The sequence below is a fragment of the Pseudomonas sp. Irchel s3f7 genome, assembly GCF_900187615.1.
Lineage (GTDB): Bacteria > Pseudomonadota > Gammaproteobacteria > Pseudomonadales > Pseudomonadaceae > Aquipseudomonas.
Genome location: NZ_FYDO01000016.1, coordinates 1 through 15,713, shown reverse-complemented (window position 1 = coordinate 15,713; position 15,713 = coordinate 1). Strand labels below are relative to the sequence as shown.

18 protein-coding genes, 1 tRNA gene and 1 pseudogene are annotated in these 15,713 nt (G+C 59.2%); 3 read left to right on the top strand and 17 right to left on the bottom strand.

Translation table 11 applies throughout. The annotated features are described in order from the left end of the window. Positions 1–7 precede the first annotated feature (7 nt). The 10 genes from iscX to trmJ form a co-directional block, all read right to left on the bottom strand. Positions 8–208, bottom strand: coding sequence for a Fe-S cluster assembly protein IscX (gene iscX / locus CKW19_RS15295; protein ID WP_007973999.1), 201 nt, complete (start codon positions 206–208; stop codon positions 8–10). Positions 209–222: 14 nt separating this feature from the next. Continuing rightward, positions 223–564 carry an ISC system 2Fe-2S type ferredoxin gene (gene fdx, locus CKW19_RS15290; RefSeq protein ID WP_095058588.1) on the bottom strand — a complete coding sequence of 114 codons (342 nt, stop codon included), beginning with the start codon at positions 562–564 and terminating at the stop codon, positions 223–225. Next, on the bottom strand, positions 564–2,429 hold the full coding sequence (gene hscA / locus CKW19_RS15285) for a Fe-S protein assembly chaperone HscA (protein WP_095058587.1): 1,866 nt from the start codon (positions 2,427–2,429) through the stop codon (positions 564–566). Before hscA ends, fdx begins: the two co-directional genes overlap by 1 nt. Positions 2,430–2,480: 51 nt before the next feature. Next, entirely contained in the window at positions 2,481–3,002 is a 522-nt protein-coding gene (hscB, locus tag CKW19_RS15280) for a co-chaperone HscB (protein WP_095058586.1), read from the bottom strand. A gap of 8 nt (positions 3,003–3,010) precedes the next feature. Continuing rightward, positions 3,011–3,334: an iron-sulfur cluster assembly protein IscA gene (iscA, locus tag CKW19_RS15275; protein ID WP_003227904.1), complete on the bottom strand. Its 324-nt coding sequence runs from the start codon at positions 3,332–3,334 to the stop codon at positions 3,011–3,013. A gap of 27 nt (positions 3,335–3,361) precedes the next feature. Next, entirely contained in the window at positions 3,362–3,748 is a 387-nt protein-coding gene (gene iscU, locus CKW19_RS15270) for a Fe-S cluster assembly scaffold IscU (RefSeq protein ID WP_007974006.1), read from the bottom strand. A gap of 101 nt (positions 3,749–3,849) precedes the next feature. Beyond that, entirely contained in the window at positions 3,850–5,064 is a 1,215-nt protein-coding gene (locus CKW19_RS15265; protein ID WP_095058585.1) for an IscS subfamily cysteine desulfurase, read from the bottom strand. A 50-nt stretch (positions 5,065–5,114) separates the two neighbouring features. After that, on the bottom strand, positions 5,115–5,606 hold the full coding sequence (iscR, locus tag CKW19_RS15260) for a Fe-S cluster assembly transcriptional regulator IscR (protein WP_003227911.1): 492 nt from the start codon (positions 5,604–5,606) through the stop codon (positions 5,115–5,117). Positions 5,607–5,864: 258 nt separating this feature from the next. Beyond that, positions 5,865–6,641: a serine O-acetyltransferase gene (gene cysE / locus CKW19_RS15255; RefSeq protein ID WP_095058584.1), complete on the bottom strand. Its 777-nt coding sequence runs from the start codon at positions 6,639–6,641 to the stop codon at positions 5,865–5,867. Positions 6,642–6,643: 2 nt separating this feature from the next. Beyond that, complete coding sequence (gene trmJ / locus CKW19_RS15250; protein WP_095058583.1) at positions 6,644–7,414, bottom strand: tRNA (cytosine(32)/uridine(32)-2'-O)-methyltransferase TrmJ; 771 nt, start codon at positions 7,412–7,414, stop codon at positions 6,644–6,646. A gap of 146 nt (positions 7,415–7,560) precedes the next feature. Between trmJ and suhB the strand changes: the two genes are divergently transcribed. Further along, entirely contained in the window at positions 7,561–8,379 is an 819-nt protein-coding gene (gene suhB / locus CKW19_RS15245; protein WP_016984379.1) for an inositol-phosphate phosphatase, read from the top strand. 326 nt (positions 8,380–8,705) lie between these two features. On the opposite strand, the gene CKW19_RS15240 is transcribed toward suhB, so the two are convergent. From CKW19_RS15240 to queA, 6 genes are all read right to left on the bottom strand, one after another. Beyond that, positions 8,706–9,254: a glycine zipper 2TM domain-containing protein gene (locus tag CKW19_RS15240; protein WP_095058582.1), complete on the bottom strand. Its 549-nt coding sequence runs from the start codon at positions 9,252–9,254 to the stop codon at positions 8,706–8,708. Positions 9,255–9,373: 119 nt separating this feature from the next. Continuing rightward, entirely contained in the window at positions 9,374–10,288 is a 915-nt protein-coding gene (secF, locus tag CKW19_RS15235) for a protein translocase subunit SecF (protein ID WP_095058581.1), read from the bottom strand. Between the two features lie 9 nt (positions 10,289–10,297). Then, on the bottom strand, positions 10,298–12,166 hold the full coding sequence (gene secD, locus CKW19_RS15230; RefSeq protein ID WP_095058580.1) for a protein translocase subunit SecD: 1,869 nt from the start codon (positions 12,164–12,166) through the stop codon (positions 10,298–10,300). A gap of 64 nt (positions 12,167–12,230) precedes the next feature. Then, the gene (gene yajC / locus CKW19_RS15225) at positions 12,231–12,569 is read right to left on the bottom strand and encodes a preprotein translocase subunit YajC (protein ID WP_007916913.1); all 339 of its coding nucleotides are present in this window, start codon (positions 12,567–12,569) and stop codon (positions 12,231–12,233) included. A gap of 43 nt (positions 12,570–12,612) precedes the next feature. Continuing rightward, entirely contained in the window at positions 12,613–13,728 is a 1,116-nt protein-coding gene (gene tgt, locus CKW19_RS15220; protein ID WP_160387208.1) for a tRNA guanosine(34) transglycosylase Tgt, read from the bottom strand. 14 nt (positions 13,729–13,742) lie between these two features. Continuing rightward, positions 13,743–14,807 carry a tRNA preQ1(34) S-adenosylmethionine ribosyltransferase-isomerase QueA gene (gene queA / locus CKW19_RS15215; RefSeq protein ID WP_095058579.1) on the bottom strand — a complete coding sequence of 355 codons (1,065 nt, stop codon included), beginning with the start codon at positions 14,805–14,807 and terminating at the stop codon, positions 13,743–13,745. A 106-nt stretch (positions 14,808–14,913) separates the two neighbouring features. Between queA and CKW19_RS15210 the strand changes: the two genes are divergently transcribed. Together CKW19_RS15210 and CKW19_RS15205 are read left to right on the top strand one after the other, a co-directional pair. Further along, positions 14,914–14,998: transfer RNA gene (locus CKW19_RS15210), tRNA-Leu, on the top strand. A gap of 160 nt (positions 14,999–15,158) precedes the next feature. After that, positions 15,159–15,488, top strand: a complete 330-nt coding sequence (locus CKW19_RS15205) for a hypothetical protein (RefSeq protein WP_095058578.1) — start codon at positions 15,159–15,161, stop codon at positions 15,486–15,488. A gap of 89 nt (positions 15,489–15,577) precedes the next feature. Here the strand turns inward: CKW19_RS15205 and CKW19_RS15200 are convergent. Further along, positions 15,578–15,713: pseudogene (locus CKW19_RS15200) on the bottom strand (IS256 family transposase); the annotation flags it as partial.

Below are 15,713 nucleotides of genomic sequence, written 5' to 3'. Positions count from 1 at the left end.
GCGTGGCTCAGTCGCGTTCTTCGATCCAGTGGGCCTGGATGGCCTCCAGGATCTTTTCGCCACAATGCTCAGGCATGTCGTCGAAATCGGGCAGTTCCATCACCCATTTACGCAGATCGACGAAGTTGACCGACATAGGGTCCACGTCGGGCTTGCTTTCAGCCAGCTGGATCGCGATTTCCAGCACATCAGTCCACTTGAGTTTCATGACAATTCCTTGAATCAGTGCGGTGCTTCGGCTGCGTGGTTGAGCGAGTACTTCGGAATCTCGACGGTCAGGTCTTCGGTACCGACCCTGGCCTGACAACCCAGACGGGACTCACGCTCAAGACCCCAAGCCTTATCAAGGTAGTCTTCTTCCAGCTCGTCGGCCTCTTCCAGCGAGTCGAAACCCTCACGAATGATGCAATGACAAGTGGTGCACGCACAGACGCCGCCACAAGCACTTTCCATCTCGATGTGGTGCTCATGGGCCAGTTCGAGGATGGAAACACCCGTCTCAGCCTCAACAACCATGCCTTCCGGGCAGAACTTCTCGTGGGGCAGAAAAATGACCTGCGGCATCAGATATCCTCGATTTCATTCAGGTTGCGCCCCGACAGAGCGGCTTTCACCGTCAAATCCATGCGGCGGGCAGCAAAAGCGTCGGTCACTTGCGACAGACGCTTGGTCTGCTGCTCGATGGCGTAACCATCGGTACCTTTCATCAGTTCGACCAGTTCCTGCACCTGCATGTCGATGACCATGCGCTCTTCAGCGTCGAGCAAACGCTCGCCGTCGACCTCAAGTGCAGCCTGCACCGCTTCGATCAGGCGCTGAGCGTCGACCTGCTGCTCACGCAGCACGCGGGCAACCTTGTCGTCATTGGCGTGCTGGAACGAATCCTTGAGCATTTTGGCGATTTCGCCGTCGGTCAGACCGTAGGACGGCTTGACCTGGATGCTGGCCTCAACGCCCGAACCGAGTTCGCGGGCGGAAACGCTGAGCAGACCATCGGCATCGACCTGGAAGGTCACGCGAATCTTCGCCGCGCCAGCCACCATCGCCGGAATACCGCGCAGCTCGAAGCGAGCCAGCGAGCGACAGTCGCTGATCAGCTCACGCTCGCCCTGCAATACGTGGATGGCCATGGCCGACTGGCCGTCTTTGTAAGTGGTGAAGTCCTGGGCGCGGGCGACGGGGATGGTGGTGTTGCGCGGAATCACCTTCTCCATCAAGCCACCCATGGTTTCCAGCCCCAGGGACAACGGAATCACGTCGAGCAACAGCAGTTCGCCGCCGTCACGCTTGTTGCCGGCCAAGGTATCGGCCTGGATCGCAGCACCAATGGCTACCACTTGATCCGGGTCGATTTCCGTCAGCGGCTGGCGACCGAAGGCTTCGGCGACAGCTTCGCGAACGCGAGGCACGCGAGTCGAACCACCGACCATGACCACGGCATGTACGTCTTCCAGTTCGATACCGGAATCACGCACCGCACGGCGGCAGGCTTTCAGGCTGCGAGCGACCATCGGCTCGATCAGCGCATCGAAGGCTTCGCGGGTCAGCTCGGCTTTCCAGTCGCCGTGGGCCACTTCGACCGACGGAGCATTGGTCAGCGTTTCCTTGGCCGCACAGGCGGTTTGCAGCAGTTGACGCTGCGCGCCCGGATCGAGATCGGCGGACAGGCCCGCGCTCTCAATGATCCAGCCAGCGATCGCGTGGTCGAAGTCATCGCCGCCCAGGGCGCTGTCGCCGCCAGTGGCCAGAACTTCGAAGACACCGCCGGTCAGGCGCAGAATCGAAATATCGAAAGTACCGCCGCCCAGGTCATAAATCGCGACCAGGCCTTCGGCGTGTTGATCCAGACCATAGGCCACAGCGGCGGCGGTCGGCTCATTGAGCAACCGCAGCACGTTCAGACCGGCCAGCTTGGCCGCATCCTTGGTGGCCTGGCGCTGAGCATCGTCGAAATACGCCGGAACCGTGATGACCGCACCCACAAGTTCGCCACCCAACGTCACTTCGGCGCGTTGACGCAGGACCTTGAGGATATCGGCAGAGACTTCGACCGGGCTTTTCGGGCCCTGGATCGTATCGATGAACGGCATATGCGACTCGCCACCGACAAAACGGTATGGCAGTTGCTCACCCAATTGCTTGACGTCGGACAGACCACGACCCATCAAGCGCTTGACCGACAGCACGGTATTCAAGGGATCGGTAGCGGCAGCCAGCTTGGCGGATTCGCCCACTTCGACGCGATCAGCGTGGTAGCGCACAGCAGACGGCAGGATGACCCGCCCTTCTGCGTCGGCAAGAGGCTCGGAAAGACCACTGCGCAATGCAGCGACCAGCGAATTGGTAGTGCCCAAGTCGATCCCCACAGCCAGACGACGCTGGTGCGGTTGAGGACTTTGGCCGGGTTCGGCGATCTGCAGTAGGGCCATCGTTATCAGGACTTATCTGTATATCAGGCGTGCGACCGGAGCGGCACTGGGTTAATCGTCGAGGCGCTCTTCTAACTGGCGCACTTCGTAGGTGAGCTTGTCGAGGAACTGCATGCGCCGCATCAGGCGTTCGGCCTGTTCGCGTTGCGCGGCATCGTTCCAGCAAGCCGAGAAGCTTTGGTTCAGCCGATCCTGGGCTGCCTTCAGGCGACGCTTGAAGACGGCAACTCCATTCAAGTCTGCGCTGTCCTGCAGGTCTTCGAGCTCTTCGCGCAACTCCATCTGTTGCAGCAGAAACTCCGGATCATGCACCGTGACCTCCAGCGGCAGCTCGCCACCATTCAAGGCGAGCAGGTAACGCGCGCGCTTGGGTGGGTTCTTGAGCGTCTGATAGGCCTCGTTGAGGCTCGCGGATTGCTCCAGCGCCAGCCGCTGCTCACGCTCGGAAGCGTCGGCGAAGCGGTCCGGATGAACACTGCGCGCCAACTCACGGTAGCGCGTAGCCAGCTGATCGAGATCCAGATCGAAACTCGGTTGCAGCTCAAATAAAGCGAAATGACAAGGAGTACCCACGACAAGCCTCAGATGTTGAAGCTTTCGCCGCAGCCACATTCACCGCGCACGTTGGGGTTGTTGAACTTGAAGCCTTCGTTCAACCCTTCCTTGACGAAATCGAGCTCGGTGCCGTCCAGGTAGGCCAGGCTTTTCGGGTCGATAATCACTTTTTCGCCGTGACTTTCGAACACCTGATCCTCTGCAACCACCTCGTCGACAAACTCCAGCACGTAGGCAAGGCCGGAACAGCCTGTGGTGCGAACACCCAGACGAATCCCTTCACCTTTGCCGCGCCCGTCGAGGGAGCGCCGCACGTGTCGAGCAGCCGCTTCTGTCATGCTGATAGCCATCGGTGACTCCTTACTCGTCGCCAAAAATCAGATCAAGCCTTTCTTCTGCTTGTAGTCGCGAACGGCCGCTTTGATAGCGTCTTCAGCGAGTACGGAGCAGTGAATTTTCACTGGCGGCAGGGCCAGTTCTTCAGCCAGCTGAGTGTTCTTGATGGTTTCTGCTTCGTCCAGGGTCTTGCCCTTCATCCACTCGGTGGCGAGGGAGCTGGAAGCGATAGCCGAACCGCAGCCGTAGGTCTTGAACTTGGCATCTTCGATGATGCCGGCGTCGTTGACCTTGATCTGCAGGCGCATCACATCGCCGCACGCCGGAGCGCCGACCATGCCGGTGCCGACATCAGGATCTTCCGCGTCCATCTTGCCGACGTTACGCGGGTTTTCGTAGTGGTCGATGACCTTTTCGCTGTAAGCCATGATTCTAAATCCTCACTCATCAGGGCCGCTCTTGAGACCCTGTAGTTACGCTGCGTTTACCGCCGCGCTGCTACAGGACCTGTATCCGGCGGCTTCTTTGTTTAGTGTGCCGCCCACTCGATCTTCGAGATGTCGACGCCGTCTTTGTACATGTCCCACAGCGGCGACAGAGCGCGCAGCTTGGTAACGGCCTCGCAGACTTTCTGCGCGGCGTAATCGATTTCTTCTTCGGTGGTGAAGCGGCCGAAGGTGAAGCGGATCGAGCTGTGTGCCAGTTCGTCGTTGCGGCCCAGGGCGCGCAGTACGTACGAAGGCTCCAGGGACGCAGAGGTGCAGGCCGAACCGGACGAAACCGCCAGATCCTTGAGCGCCATGATCAGCGACTCGCCTTCAACGTAGTTGAAGCTCAGGTTCAGGTTGTGCGGAACGCGGGCGGTCAGGCTGCCGTTGACGTACAGCTCTTCCAGGTGCTCGACCTGCTTGTAGAAGCGGTCGCTCAATGCCTTGATGCGCACGTTCTCGCTCGCCATGTCTTCTTTGGCAACACGGAACGCTTCACCCATGCCTACGATCTGGTGAGTGGCCAGGGTGCCGGAACGCATGCCGCGCTCGTGACCGCCGCCGTGCATGGTCGCCTCGATGCGCACACGCGGCTTGCGGCTGACGTACAGCGCGCCGATGCCTTTAGGACCGTAGGTCTTGTGGGCGGAGAACGACATCATGTCGACTTTCAGCTTCTGCAGGTCGATCTCGACCTTGCCGGTGGACTGAGCGGCGTCGACGTGGAACAGAATGCCCTTGGAGCGGAGTAGTTCGCCGATCGCTGCAATGTCGTTGATGGTGCCGATTTCGTTGTTCACGTGCATGACCGAAACCAGGATGGTGTCGTCGCGCAGTTCGGCTTCGATCATCTCAGGGGTCACCAGGCCATCGGTACGAGGCTCGATGTAGGTCACTTCGAAACCTTCACGCTCCAGTTGGCGCATGGTGTCGAGGACAGCCTTGTGCTCAATCTTGGTGGTGATCAGGTGCTTGCCTTTGGTGGCATAGAAATGCGCCGCACCCTTGATTGCCAGGTTGTCGGACTCGGTGGCACCGGAGGTCCAGACGATTTCACGCGGATCGGCGTTGACCAGGTCGGCGACCTGACGACGGGCGTTTTCAACGGACTCTTCAGCTTTCCAGCCGAACACGTGGGAACGGGACGCCGGGTTACCGAAGTTTCCGTCGACCAGCAGGCATTCACTCATTTTTTGCGCAACACGCGGATCAACCGGGGTGGTCGCAGAGTAATCAAGGTAAATCGGCAATTTCATGGACTATCTCCTAAATCAGGCTGGCTGTCGTGCCGCTAGCTCTTCGGCTGTCATTCGACGGCGGACGCTTCAATCTTGTCCAGGCGTGGCGCCTTGCTGTTGCAACGGCGCTGGTCCTGACGCTGGGCTACTTCTTGCACCTCACGGCGAGTCACAAGGTCAGCCAAGCTGATACCGCTCAGAAATTCGTGAATCTGCAAGCTCAGGTCGCACCACAAGTGGTGAGTCAGGCAAGTGTCACCGGAGTGGCAATCACCCTGGCCCTGGCATTTGGTTGCATCGACCGATTCGTTCACCGCATCGATCACCTGGGCGACCTGGATACCCTGCATGTCGCGTGACAGCTGGTAACCGCCGCCTGGACCCCGGACGCTGGACACCAGATTGCTGCGGCGCAATTTGGCGAAAAGCTGCTCGAGGTAGGACAGGGAGATGCCTTGGCGCTCGGAGATATCGGCCAGGGACACGGGCCCGTGCTGCGCGTGCAACGCCAGATCGAGCATGGCGGTCACGGCGTATCGGCCTTTTGTAGTCAGTCGCATGGACAATTACCACGGAGTTCGGAATGGGGCGAGTATGCAATTCCCGAGTATTTAAGTCAACTATAAGACCTAGTACTTTAGTCAGGATTACCCGCAAAAGAGCGGGCGCATCATAGCAGGGTCTGCGGCTTAATTGCACACCGGTCAGCGCTCTGCCATTACCTGATTGCGACCCGCAGGAGCTGCCGCAGGCCGCGATCTTTTGATCTTGCCCGTTTAAGATCAAAAGATCGCAGCCTTCGGCAGCTCACAGTGACATCAACCGGCTTTGCTTTCGTCTTTGTCTTTTACGCAGGCGAAGTCTTCTTCGCGCAGCTCAGGCAGATCTTTCGCACAGTAATTACTGCCCAGATCCTTCAGCGCCCCGCACATCCCCTCCAACCGTCCATCGACCGCCTGCAGGTGATCGAGCAGCTGACCAATGGCACGCGCCACCGGGTCGGGCATGTCTTCAGTCACGCCGTAGGCATCGAAGCCGATTTTCTCGGCCATGGCTTTGCGCTTGGCGTCCTGCTCTTCGTCGGGCTTGACGATGATCCGCCCCGGAATACCCACCACCGTGGCACCCGGCGGTACTTCCTTGGTCACGACCGCATTGGAACCGACCTTGGCCCCAGCACCGACCGTGAACGGACCGAGCACCTTCGCGCCCGCCCCGACCACTACGCCATCGCCCAGGGTCGGGTGGCGCTTGCCCTTGTTCCAGCTGGTGCCGCCGAGGGTCACACCCTGATAGATAGTCACGTCGTCGCCAATCTCGGCGGTCTCACCGATGACAATACCCATGCCATGGTCAATGAAGAAGCGACGACCGACTTTCGCACCCGGATGAATCTCGATCCCGGTCAACCAGCGACCGAAGTTCGACACCAGCCGCGCCAGCCATTTCAGGTCCGCGCGCCACAGCATTGCCGACAAACGGTGAATCCAGATGGCGTGCATGCCGGGGTAGCAGGTCAGGACTTCAAAAGCGTTACGCGCCGCCGGGTCTCGATGGAATACGCTCTGGATATCTTCACGCAAACGCTCAAACATCATTAATCCTTCCGATTAAGAAGCTCACCACGGGCCGCTTTTTGGGTTTCCGTGAGGATGCCACGCAAAATATTCATTTCCGCCCGACTGACCGAGCTGCGTCCGTACAACCGGCGCAGGCGCGCCATCAAGTGCCGCGGTTTTTCCGGATCGAGGAATTCGATGGCCACCAGGGTTTGCTCCAGGTGCTCATAGAATCGCTCCAGCTCATCCATGGTCGCCAGCTCAGCGCTTTTGACCGAAGCCACTTCTTCCTTCTCGACCTTGCTTGGCTGACCTTGGGCCGCCAGCCAGGACATGCGCACTTCATAACTCAACACCTGCACCGCCGCCCCAAGGTTCAGCGAGCTGAACTCAGGGTCTGATGGGATGTGCACGTGATAATGACATCGCTGCAGCTCTTCGTTGGTAAGGCCGGAATCTTCACGACCGAACACCAAGGCGATTTCTGCACCCTGCCCGGCTTCCTCGACCACTTTCGTGCCGCATTCGCGGGGATCGAGCAACGGCCAGGGAATGCGACGGTCGCGGGCACTGGTGCCGAGCACCAGATTGCAGCCGACCAACGCATCTTCCAACGTGGCGACGACTTGCGCGTTTTCAAGGATGTCACCGGCACCGGAGGCACGGGCATCGGCCTCGTGATGCGGGAACAGACGAGGCTCGACCAGCACCAGCCGCGACAGGCCCATGTTCTTCATGGCACGCGCAGCCCCGCCGATATTGCCCGGATGGCTGGTATTGACCAGGACGACACGAATGTTTTGCAGCAAGGGAGGCGCTCTCGAACACAATAATCGGGAGCGGAATCTTACAGCGCTCGCTACCGTTAAGCCATGAAAGCGAACGTCGTCCTTCTCCTGTAGAAACTTTCTGATAGAATGCTCGGCTTTCTTTAACAACCTTAGGTGACACATCCATGCAGCCCATGCTGAATATCGCGCTGCGCGCCGCCCGCAGCGCCAGTGAATTGATCTTCCGCTCCATCGAGCGCCTGGATACCATCAAGGTCGACGAAAAAGACGCCAAGGATTACGTATCCGAGGTGGATCGCGCCGCTGAACAGAAAATCATCGACGCCCTGCGCAAGGCTTACCCGAACCACTCGATCCGCGGTGAAGAGACCGGCCTGCACGCCGGCACCGGCATCGAAGGCGAAGAATACCTGTGGATCATCGATCCACTGGACGGCACCACCAACTTCCTGCGCGGCATTCCTCATTTCGCTGTCAGCATCGCCTGCAAATACCGCGGTCGTCTTGAGCACGCGGTTGTTCTGGACCCGGTTCGCCAGGAAGAATTCACCGCCAGCCGTGGTCGCGGCGCTCAACTGAACGGTCGTCGCCTGCGCGTCAGCGGCCGCACCAGCCTGGACGGCGCCCTGCTGGGTACCGGCTTCCCGTTCCGTGACGACCAGATGGACAACCTCGACAACTACCTGGGCATGTTCCGCGCCCTGGTTGGCCAGACCGCCGGCATCCGCCGCGCTGGCTCGGCGAGCCTGGACCTGGCCTACGTGGCTGCCGGCCGTTTCGACGCGTTCTGGGAGTCGGGCCTGTCCGAGTGGGACATGGCAGCAGGCGCCCTGCTGATTCAAGAAGCCGGCGGCCTGGTGAGCGACTTCACCGGTGGTCACGACTTCCTTGAAAAAGGCCACATCGTTGCCGGTAACACCAAGTGCTTCAAGGCAGTTTTGACGGCCATCCAGCCGCACCTCCCGGCCTCGCTGAAGCGCTAAGCGTCCAGCGACAGAAAAAGCACCCTTCGGGGTGCTTTTTTTATGCCTGGAATTCACGATTCCTTTTGCAGGAGCCGGCTTGCTGGCGATTCCATCTGACATTCACTATTGATGTCGACTGTTACACCTAGATCGCCAGCAAGCCGGCTCCTACAGATCCAGCAATGCCCACCCCCTGTAGGAGCTGGCTTGCCAGCGATAGCGGTGCGTCAGGCAAACGGTGTGGCATCATTCGCCAGCAAGCCGGCTCCTACAGATCAGCAATAAGTTGCGCACACAAAAAAAGCACCCCGCAGGGTGCTTCTTTTTTAACCAGTGCCAGCAGATCAATGAGCCGTCTGATTCTCCGACAAGATCAACTTGCCTTCTTTATCCACCGGAATCTGGTTGCCCGGATCACGATCCATGCGCACTTTGCCTTCCTTGCCTTCCAACGAGTACCGCACGTCGTAACCCACTACCTTGTCACTGATGTCATTCACCGTATTACAACGGGTCTGAGTCGTGGTGTAGGTGTCACGCTCCTGCATGCCCTCCTGAACCTTGTTGCCGGCGTAACCGCCACCGACCGCGCCCGCAACCGTGGCAATTTTCTTGCCGCTGCCGCCGCCGATCTGATTACCCAGCAGACCACCCGCAAGTGCACCTACTACGGTACCGGCGATCTGGTGTTGATCTTTCACCGGCGCTTGCCGGGTGACCGCTACGTCCTTGCACACTTCACGTGGAGTCTTGATTTGTGTCTTGACCGGCTCAACGGCGAGTACTTGTGCGTACTCTGGGCCGCTTTTAACCAGGCTGTAGGTGGCGACAGCACCCCCGGCAGTTACACCGACAGCACCCAGCACAGCACCAACCAGCATCGACTTGTTCACATGAACCTCCTGACCATCACATGCGGAACATGTCCGCGCTTCTCCCTGCCTTGGAGCACAAAAAAAGGCGCGAGTTCAACTCGCGCCTTTTTGGACTACACCGCCAGGAGAACTTTCCTTCAAGGACGGTCGTCGACTTCCTTCTCGGTATTAACCGCAGGAATCAAATCCTCAGTGCTCAGGTTCAGCCAGATCAGCACCACGTTCGCGATGTAGATCGACGAGTAAGTACCCGCCAGAACACCGATGAACAGCGCGATGGAGAAGCCGAACAGGTTGTCGCCACCGAAGAACAACAGGGCCGCGATCGCCAGCAACGTGGAGATCGACGTCGCCATGGTCCGCAGCAGGGTTTGCGTGGTCGAGATGTTGATGTTCTCGATCAGGCTGGCCTTGCGCAGTACACGGAAGTTCTCACGAACCCGGTCGAATACCACGATGGTGTCGTTGAGCGAGTAACCGATGATCGCCAGTACCGCCGCCAGCACCGTCAAGTCGAAGGTGATCTGGAAGAACGACAGGATACCGATGGTCACGATCACGTCGTGAATCAGGGACACGATCGCACCGACCGCAAACTTCCACTGAAAGCGGAAAGCCAGGTAGATCAGGATGCCGCCCAGCGCCATCAGCATGCCGAGGCCGCCCTGGTCGCGCAGCTCTTCACCCACCTGCGGGCCGACGAACTCGACACGCTTGACCGTCGCCGGGTTCTCGCCACCCACCTTCTGCAAGGCCTCGGCCACCTGGTGACCCAGCTGCGGGTCTTCGCCAGGCATACGCACCAGCAGATCGGTGGTTGCACCGAAGTTCTGCACGATGGCGTCGTTATAACCGGCACTCACCAGCTGCTCACGCACCTTGGTGACGTCAGCCGGACGCTCGTAGGTCAGCTCGATGAGCGTACCGCCGGTGAAGTCCAGGCCCCAGTTCATGCCCTTGGTGGCGACGCTGAACAAGGCCAGCACCGTGAGGAACAATGTGACGCCGAACGCAAAGTTGCGAACGCCCATGAAGTTGATTGTACGTAACATGGCAGCCCCTTAAATCCACAACTTCTTGAAGTCACGACCGCCGAAGATCAGGTTGACCATCGCGCGGGTCACCATGATGGCCGTGAACATCGAGGTAAAGATCCCGAGGGACATGGTCACTGCGAAGCCCTTGACCGGGCCGGTGCCCATGGCAAAGAGGATGCCGCCGACCAGCAAGGTGGTCAGGTTGGCGTCGAGAATCGCGGTGAATGCCCGGCCGAAGCCTTCGTTGATTGCACGCTGCACCGACATGCCCGCGGCAATCTCTTCACGAATCCGCGAGAAGATCAGCACGTTGGCGTCGACCGCCATACCCATGGTCAACACGATACCCGCGATACCCGGCAGGGTCAGCGTTGCACCCAGCAGCGACATCAAGGCCAGCAGCAGCACCATGTTCACCGCCAGCGCGACGGTGGCGATGACGCCGAAGAAGCGGTAGATGGCCATGATGAACAGCGAGACGAACAGCATGCCCCACAGCGATGCATCGATGCCTTTGGTGATGTTGTCGGCACCCAGGCTTGGACCAATGGTGCGCTCTTCAGCGAAGTACATTGGCGCCGCCAGACCACCGGCACGCAGCAGCAGTGCCAGTTCAGACGATTCGCCCTGGCCGTTCAGGCCAGTGATGCGGAACTGAGCACCCAGCGGCGACTGAATGGTCGCCAGGCTGATGATCTTTTTCTCTTCCTTGAACGTCTGCACCGGCACGTCTTTCTCGACGCCGTTGACCATTTGCTTGACGTAAGTGGTGACCGGACGCTGCTCGATGAAGATCACCGCCATGCTGCGACCCACGTTCGAACGGGTCGCACGGTTCATCAGCTCGCCGCCGTGACCGTCCAGACGAATGTTCACTTCCGGCGTACCCTGCTCACCGAAACCGGCCTTCGCGTCAGTGACCTGGTCACCCGTGATGATCAGGCCACGCTCGATCAGAGCCGGAGGACGGTTGCCCTCACGGAACTCGAAAGACTCGGAAGTGGCTTTCGAAGCACCAGGCTCAGCAGCCAGACGGAACTCGAGGTTGGCCGTCTTGCCGAGGATACGCTTGGCTTCGGCGGTGTCCTGCACGCCCGGCAGCTCAACCACGATGCGGTTGGCGCCCTGGCGCTGGACGATCGGTTCGGCAACACCCAGTTCATTGACGCGGTTACGTACCGTGGTCAAGTTCTGCTTGATGGAGTATTCGCGGATTTCCGCCAGCTTGGCCGGGGTCATCGCCAGACGCAGTACCGGTTGGCCATTGAGGTCGGCCGGAACAATGTCGAAATCGTTGAAGCTCTTGCGGATCAGCGTACGGGCCTGTTCGCGGGCTGCTTCATCAGTGAAGCCCAGCTGAATGGCACCATCGAGTTGCGGCAGGCTGCGATAACGCAGTTTCTCTTTGCGCAGCAGGCTCTTGACGTCGCCTTCGTAGACTTTCAGGCGGGCGTCGAGGGCTTTATCCATGTCCACTTCCAGCAGGAAGTGCACACCACCGGACAAGTCCAGACCCAGCTTCATCGGGTGCGCAGCGAGGTTGCGCAGCCATTGCGGGGTGGTTTGCGCCAGGTTCAGCGCGACGACGTAGTCATCACCCAATGCCTTGCGCACGACGTCTTTGGCCGGCAGCTGGTCTTCAGCCTTGGTCAGGCGAATCAGACCGCCCTTGCCGCCCTCTGCCAGGGTGGCAGCCTTGACGTTGATCCCGGATTCCTTGAGCGCAGCGCTCACTCGATCCAGATCAGCCTGATTGACTTGCAGCGCAGTGCTTGCACCGCTGACCTGAATGGCCGGGTCATCAGGATAAAGATTGGGAGCGGAATAAATCAGACCGACCGCCAGCACCGCCAGGATCAGAATGTATTTCCACAGAGGATATTTGTTCAGCATCACGCCGCCCGTTTATGACGCGGGGCGCCTTGCGCGCCCCGTCGATTGAAAATGAAGATGAAACTTAGATCGCTTTCAGCGTGCCTTTTGGCAGCGTGGCAGCGATGGCGCCTTTCTGGAATTTCATTTCGACGGTGTCGGAAACTTCCAGAACAACGAAATCGTCTGCAACTTTAGTGATCTTGCCGGCGATGCCGCCGGTGGTCACAACTTCGTCGCCTTTCTGCAGGCTGCTCAGCAGATTCTTCTGCTCTTTGGCGCGCTTGGCCTGTGGACGCCAGATCATCAGGTAGAAGATGACCAGGAAACCGACCAGGAAAATCCACTCGAAACCGCCGCCCATTGGGCCGGCAGCAGCAGGTGCAGCGGCGTCAGCCATGGCATTAGAGATAAAAAAGCTCATTTAGCACTCCAGTTGCAAATGTTGAATCTTGGGGTCAGTAAACTCAGTCCAAAGGCGGAACAGGTAACCCGCGTTTGGCGTAGAAGGCATCGACAAAGGCGGCCAATGTACCCTGTTGAATAGCCTCGCGCAAACCAGCCATAAGCACTTGATAATGACGCAAGTTATGGATGGTATTGAGCATGCTCCCGAGCATTTCGCCGCACTTGTCCAGGTGATGCAGATAAGCGCGGGAGAAGTTCTGGCAGGTATAGCAATCGCAGGTCGGATCGAGCGGCGAATCATCATGGCGATGGAACGCGTTTCGGATCTTCAGCACGCCGGTATCAATGAACAGATGCCCATTGCGGGCATTACGGGTTGGCATCACGCAATCGAACATGTCCACACCGCGGCGCACACCCTCAACCAGATCTTCCGGTTTGCCAACGCCCATAAGGTAACGAGGTTTGTCAGCCGGCATCATGCCCGGTAGGTAATCCAGCACCTTGATCATTTCGTGCTTCGGTTCGCCCACCGACAGGCCGCCGATGGCCAGACCGTCGAAGCCGATCTGATCGAGGCCTTCCAGGGAGCGCATGCGCAGGTCCTGGTGCATGCCGCCCTGCACGATGCCGAACAGCGCTGCCGTGTTTTCGCCATGGGCTTCTTTCGAACGCTTGGCCCAACGCAGGGACAACTCCATGGAAATACGCGCGACGTCTTCATCAGCCGGGTACGGCGTGCATTCGTCGAAAATCATCACGATGTCGGAGCCCAGGTCACGCTGGACCTGCATCGACTCTTCCGGGCCCATGAACACCTTGGCGCCATCGACCGGGGAAGCGAAGGTCACGCCCTCCTCCTTGATCTTGCGCATGGCGCCCAGGCTGAACACCTGGAAACCGCCGGAGTCGGTCAGGATCGGGCCTTTCCACTGCATGAAATCGTGCAGGTCGCCGTGCTTCTTGATCACTTCCGTACCCGGGCGCAGCCACAGGTGGAAGGTGTTGCCCAGAATGATTTCAGCGCCAGTCGCCTCGATATCCCGTGGCAGCATGCCCTTGACCGTGCCGTAGGTGCCCACCGGCATGAAGGCCGGGGTCTCGACGGTACCGCGCGGGAAGGTCAAACGACCGCGACGAGCCTTGCCATCAGTGGCCAGCAGCTCGAAAGACATACGACAGGTGCGACTCATACAGTTTCCTCTGAGCCCGATTCTTTAGGGGCAGTCGGCGCAGGATTACGCGTGATGAACATCGCATCACCGTAACTGAAAAAGCGGTAACCGTTGTCGACCGCGGCCTTGTAGGCAGCCATGGTCTCGGGATAACCGGCGAACGCCGAAACCAGCATCAACAGCGTGGATTCGGGCAAATGGAAGTTGGTGACCAGGGCATCGACCACATGAAACGGCCGGCCCGGGAAGATGAAAATGTCGGTATCGCCACTGAACGGCTTGAGCACGCCATCGCGGGCGGCGCTTTCCAGGGAACGCACGCTGGTGGTCCCCACGGCCACCACGCGACCACCGCGAGCGCGGCAGGCGGCAACGGCATCCACCACGTCCTGGCCGACTTCCAGCCATTCGCTGTGCATGTGGTGGTCTTCGAGCTTCTCGACGCGCACCGGCTGGAACGTGCCAGCGCCGACGTGCAGGGTCACGAACGCGGTCTCGACGCCCTTGGCGGCAATCGCCTCCATCAGCACCTGATCGAAATGCAGCCCCGCCGTCGGTGCCGCCACCGCACCCAAACGCTCGGCGTAGACGGTCTGGTAACGCTCGCGATCGGCGCCTTCATCCGGGCGGTCTATATAAGGAGGCAGCGGCATGTGCCCGACGCGGTCGAGCAGCGGCAACACCTCTTCAGCAAACCCCAGCTCGAACAACGCATCGTGGCGCGCCAGCATCTCGGCCTCGCCACCGCCGTCGATGAGGATCTTCGACCCAGGCTTGGGCGACTTGCTGGAACGCACATGGGCCAGCACGCGATGACTGTCGAGCACCCGCTCCACCAGGATTTCCAGCTTGCCGCCGGAAGCCTTCTGGCCAAACAGCCGCGCCGGAATCACCCGGGTATTGTTGAACACCATCAAGTCGCCGGGACGCAAATGCTCCAGCAAATCCGTGAATTGACGGTGTGCCAGGGCGCCGCTGACCCCATCCAGGGTCAACAGGCGACTATTGCGACGCTCGGCCAAAGGGTGGCGGGCGATCAGCGAATCAGGGAGCTCAAAAGTAAAGTCAGCAACGCGCATGATGGGGTGTCGTCTAGCAGGGCCGGGAAGTCTAGCGGAAATATCAAAAATTCTCCATGTACCTGATTGACCAGCGGTTATCTCATCTCTATACTCCGCGGCCATTGCCCTGATGGCGGAATTGGTAGACGCGGCGGATTCAAAATCCGTTTTCGAAAGGAGTGGGAGTTCGAGTCTCCCTCGGGGCACCAAAATTAAGAAAGGTCTTGCTTAGCAAGGCCTTTTTTTTCGCCCGCGATAAAGCCCCTGACACCCCACACACCCTGTGGGAGCCAGCCTGCTGGCGATGCTTTTGCCCCTTGCCCTTACACACCACCCGCACCGCCGGAACATTTCACAAGGATTCCCCCCATGGAATTACACCTGGAAACCGTCGCCCTCTTCTCCCTCAAACTGGCTTATGAATCGGAAGATTCAAGCCCGATTTTGCGTGACGATCTGGTCATGGGTGATTACCAGCGGGATGTGTTTGAGTTGCTGGTGCGGCGAGGGGATATTGAGGGGATTCAGGTGAAGGTGGGTGAGTGTGTGGGGTTGGCGCTGGAGGCTATTGGGGGTGTGGATAAGCCGTTGGGGCGGGAGTTGGGGAGGTTGGCGGGGGAATTTGCCGGGGTTCAGACGATGGAGCAGCTTGATAGTCCGCTAATTGCGCTCAAGGATTATCTGAAAGATATTCAATGAATGAAGGCGGGCGACCTAAAAAACGGGACGGGACTGTCAGATATTTTGTGTGCAGGCCGGTACGGCCTGCCGTTAGGCAGGCCATGCTTTTACCAGGTTGGCCTGATAAATCGATCTCCGTACAGAATCGCGAATTGATTCATCGCACTTTTCCAGTCATGGGCCGCTGAGCCCCAGTTTGCTGTGATGTTGCGCAGCCCAAGCCAGATCAGTTTTGTCGCCGCA

What these genes read in the sequence shown, in the direction of transcription:
- iscX (WP_007973999.1), bottom strand. Translation starts at nt 208, where the DNA reads ATGAAACTCAAGTGGACTGATGTGCTGGAAATCGCGATCCAGCTGGCT.
- fdx (WP_095058588.1), bottom strand. Translation starts at nt 564, where the DNA reads ATGCCGCAGGTCATTTTTCTGCCCCACGAGAAGTTCTGCCCGGAAGGC.
- hscA (WP_095058587.1), bottom strand. Translation starts at nt 2,429, where the DNA reads ATGGCCCTACTGCAGATCGCCGAACCCGGCCAAAGTCCTCAACCGCAC.
- iscA (WP_003227904.1), bottom strand. Translation starts at nt 3,334, where the DNA reads ATGGCTATCAGCATGACAGAAGCGGCTGCTCGACACGTGCGGCGCTCC.
- iscU (WP_007974006.1), bottom strand. Translation starts at nt 3,748, where the DNA reads ATGGCTTACAGCGAAAAGGTCATCGACCACTACGAAAACCCGCGTAAC.
- CKW19_RS15265 (WP_095058585.1), bottom strand. Translation starts at nt 5,064, where the DNA reads ATGAAATTGCCGATTTACCTTGATTACTCTGCGACCACCCCGGTTGAT.
- iscR (WP_003227911.1), bottom strand. Translation starts at nt 5,606, where the DNA reads ATGCGACTGACTACAAAAGGCCGATACGCCGTGACCGCCATGCTCGAT.
- cysE (WP_095058584.1), bottom strand. Translation starts at nt 6,641, where the DNA reads ATGTTTGAGCGTTTGCGTGAAGATATCCAGAGCGTATTCCATCGAGAC.
- suhB (WP_016984379.1), top strand. Translation starts at nt 7,561, where the DNA reads ATGCAGCCCATGCTGAATATCGCGCTGCGCGCCGCCCGCAGCGCCAGT.
- secF (WP_095058581.1), bottom strand. Translation starts at nt 10,288, where the DNA reads ATGTTACGTACAATCAACTTCATGGGCGTTCGCAACTTTGCGTTCGGC.
- secD (WP_095058580.1), bottom strand. Translation starts at nt 12,166, where the DNA reads ATGCTGAACAAATATCCTCTGTGGAAATACATTCTGATCCTGGCGGTG.
- yajC (WP_007916913.1), bottom strand. Translation starts at nt 12,569, where the DNA reads ATGAGCTTTTTTATCTCTAATGCCATGGCTGACGCCGCTGCACCTGCT.
- tgt (WP_160387208.1), bottom strand. Translation starts at nt 13,728, where the DNA reads ATGTCTTTCGAGCTGCTGGCCACTGATGGCAAGGCTCGTCGCGGTCGT.
- queA (WP_095058579.1), bottom strand. Translation starts at nt 14,807, where the DNA reads ATGCGCGTTGCTGACTTTACTTTTGAGCTCCCTGATTCGCTGATCGCC.
- CKW19_RS15205 (WP_095058578.1), top strand. Translation starts at nt 15,159, where the DNA reads ATGGAATTACACCTGGAAACCGTCGCCCTCTTCTCCCTCAAACTGGCT.